The sequence below is a fragment of the Zoogloea sp. JDB1 genome, assembly GCF_056724025.1.
In genome coordinates, this window is the sequence record NZ_CM161496.1 from 1 (window position 1) to 2,500 (window position 2,500).

The 2,500-nt window shown below is 53.5% G+C and carries 2 rRNA genes (1 of these 2 cut by a window edge); both read right to left on the reverse strand.

From position 1 onward, the window contains the following. Positions 1-148 precede the first annotated feature (148 nt). Positions 149-261: ribosomal RNA gene (rrf, locus tag AC1PPK_RS00005) — 5S ribosomal RNA — on the reverse strand. A gap of 116 nt (positions 262-377) precedes the next feature. Continuing rightward, a 23S ribosomal RNA gene (locus AC1PPK_RS00010) occupies positions 378-2,500 on the reverse strand; it runs 760 nt beyond the window's last position.

A 2,500-nucleotide genomic window follows, 5' to 3' on the forward strand; every position in this document is an offset into this window, starting at 1 on the left:
GTTTAGCGAGCTACGGGTCTGGCGGAAGATGGGATGGCCGGGGGCTTACGCTTACGGAGGAGATGTTTTTTCTTTGAGGGTGCTTTGTTTCGGAGCTTTAAAAACATAAAGCCCCCGCGCAGTAGTGCGCGGGGGCTTTGATGGGTAAGTCTGACGATGACCTACTTTCACGCACGGTTGTGCACTATCATCGGCGCGGTCTTGTTTCACGGTCCTGTTCGGGATGGGAAGGGGTGGTTCCAAGACGCTATGGTCGTCAGACTATAACTTGTACCGCTTGCCGCGTTTTCGCGGTCGAAGCGTCAAAGGGAAGAAGTGTTCTTTGGGGTATGTGACTGCGCTTTGCGCGGTGTTCGCCTTGCATTTTGCAAGGTTATAGGATCAAGCCTCACGGGCAATTAGTACTGGTTAGCTTAACGCATTACTGCGCTTCCACACCCAGCCTATCAACGTCGTGGTCTTCAACGACCCTTCAGGGGAATCGAGTTCCCAGGGATATCTCATCTTGAGGCGAGTTTCCCGCTTAGATGCTTTCAGCGGTTATCTCTTCCGGATTTAGCTACCCGGCGATGCGACTGGCGTCACAACCGGTACACCAGAGATCCGTCCACTCCGGTCCTCTCGTACTAGGAGCAGGCCCCCTCAAATATCCAGCGCCCACGGCAGATAGGGACCAAACTGTCTCACGACGTTTTAAACCCAGCTCACGTACCACTTTAAATGGCGAACAGCCATACCCTTGGGACCGGCTACAGCCCCAGGATGTGATGAGCCGACATCGAGGTGCCAAACTCCGCCGTCGATGTGAACTCTTGGGCGGAATCAGCCTGTTATCCCCAGAGTACCTTTTATCCGTTGAGCGATGGCCCTTCCATACAGAACCACCGGATCACTATGACCTGCTTTCGCACCTGCTCGACTTGTCGGTCTCGCAGTCAAGCCACCTTTTGCCATTGCACTATCAGTACGATGTCCGACCGTACCTAGGTGACCTTCGTACTCCTCCGTTACCTTTTGGGAGGAGACCGCCCCAGTCAAACTGCCTACCATGCACGGTCCCCGATCTGGATTCACAGACCTAGGTTAGAACCTCAACGACACCAGGGTGGTATTTCAAGGACGGCTCCTCTGGAACTAGCGTCCCAGTCTCATCGCCTCCCACCTATCCTACACAAGTCCCGTCAAAGTCCAATGCAAAGCTACAGTAAAGGTTCATGGGGTCTTTCCGTCTAGCCGCGGGGAGATTGCATCTTCACAAACACTTCAACTTCGCTGAGTCTCAGGAGGAGACAGTGTGGCCATCGTTACGCCATTCGTGCAGGTCGGAACTTACCCGACAAGGAATTTCGCTACCTTAGGACCGTTATAGTTACGGCCGCCGTTTACCGGGGCTTCGATCAAGAGCTTGCACCCCATCACTTAACCTTCCGGCACCGGGCAGGCGTCACACCCTATACGTCCACTTTCGTGTTTGCAGAGTGCTGTGTTTTTAATAAACAGTCGCAGCCACCGATTCTCTGCGGCCTCTTCGCCCTTCGGATGTACTCCTACAAGCTACCGAGGCATACCTTCTCCCGAAGTTACGGTATCAATTTGCCGAGTTCCTTCTCCTGAGTTCTCTCAAGCGCCTTAGTATCTTCTACCTGCCCACCTGTGTCGGTTTGCGGTACGGTCACTCTATGACTGAAGCTTAGAGGCTTTTCCTGGAAGCAGGGTATCAATCACTTCGGTCTCAAAGAGACCTCGTCGTCACGCCTCAGCTAAGCTCTCCGGATTTGCCTAAAGAGCACGCCTACACGCTTAAACCGGGACGTCCAACACCCGGCTGACCTAACCTTCTCCGTCCCCCCATCGCATCATAGAGCGGTACAGGAATATTGACCTGTTTCCCATCGACTACGCATTTCTGCCTCGCCTTAGGGGCCGACTCACCCTGCGTCGATGAACGTTGCGCAGGAAACCTTGGGCTTTCGGCGAGGGTGCTTTTCACACCCTTTATCGCTACTCATGTCAGCATTCGCACTTCTGATATCTCCAGCATCCTTTACAAGACACCTTCACAGACTTACAGAACGCTCCCCTACCATCTCTTACGAGATCCGCAGCTTCGGTTCATGGCTTGAGCCCCGTTACATCTTCCGCGCAGGACGACTCGACTAGTGAGCTATTACGCTTTCTTTAAAGGGTGGCTGCTTCTAAGCCAACCTCCTAGCTGTCTATGCCTTCCCACCTCGTTTTCCACTTAGCCATGTATTTGGGACCTTAGCTGGCGGTCTGGGTTGTTTCCCTCTTGACGATGGACGTTAGCACCCACCGTCTGTCTCCCGTGTATCACTTTCCGGTATTCGGAGTTTGCTATCGCGGGGTAGATCGCAATGACCCCCCCAACGATTACAGTGCTCTACCCCCGGAAGTGTCCGCACGAGGCACTACCTAAATAGTTTTCGGGGAGAACCAGCTATTTCCAAGTTTGTTTAGCCTTTCACCCCTATCCACAGCT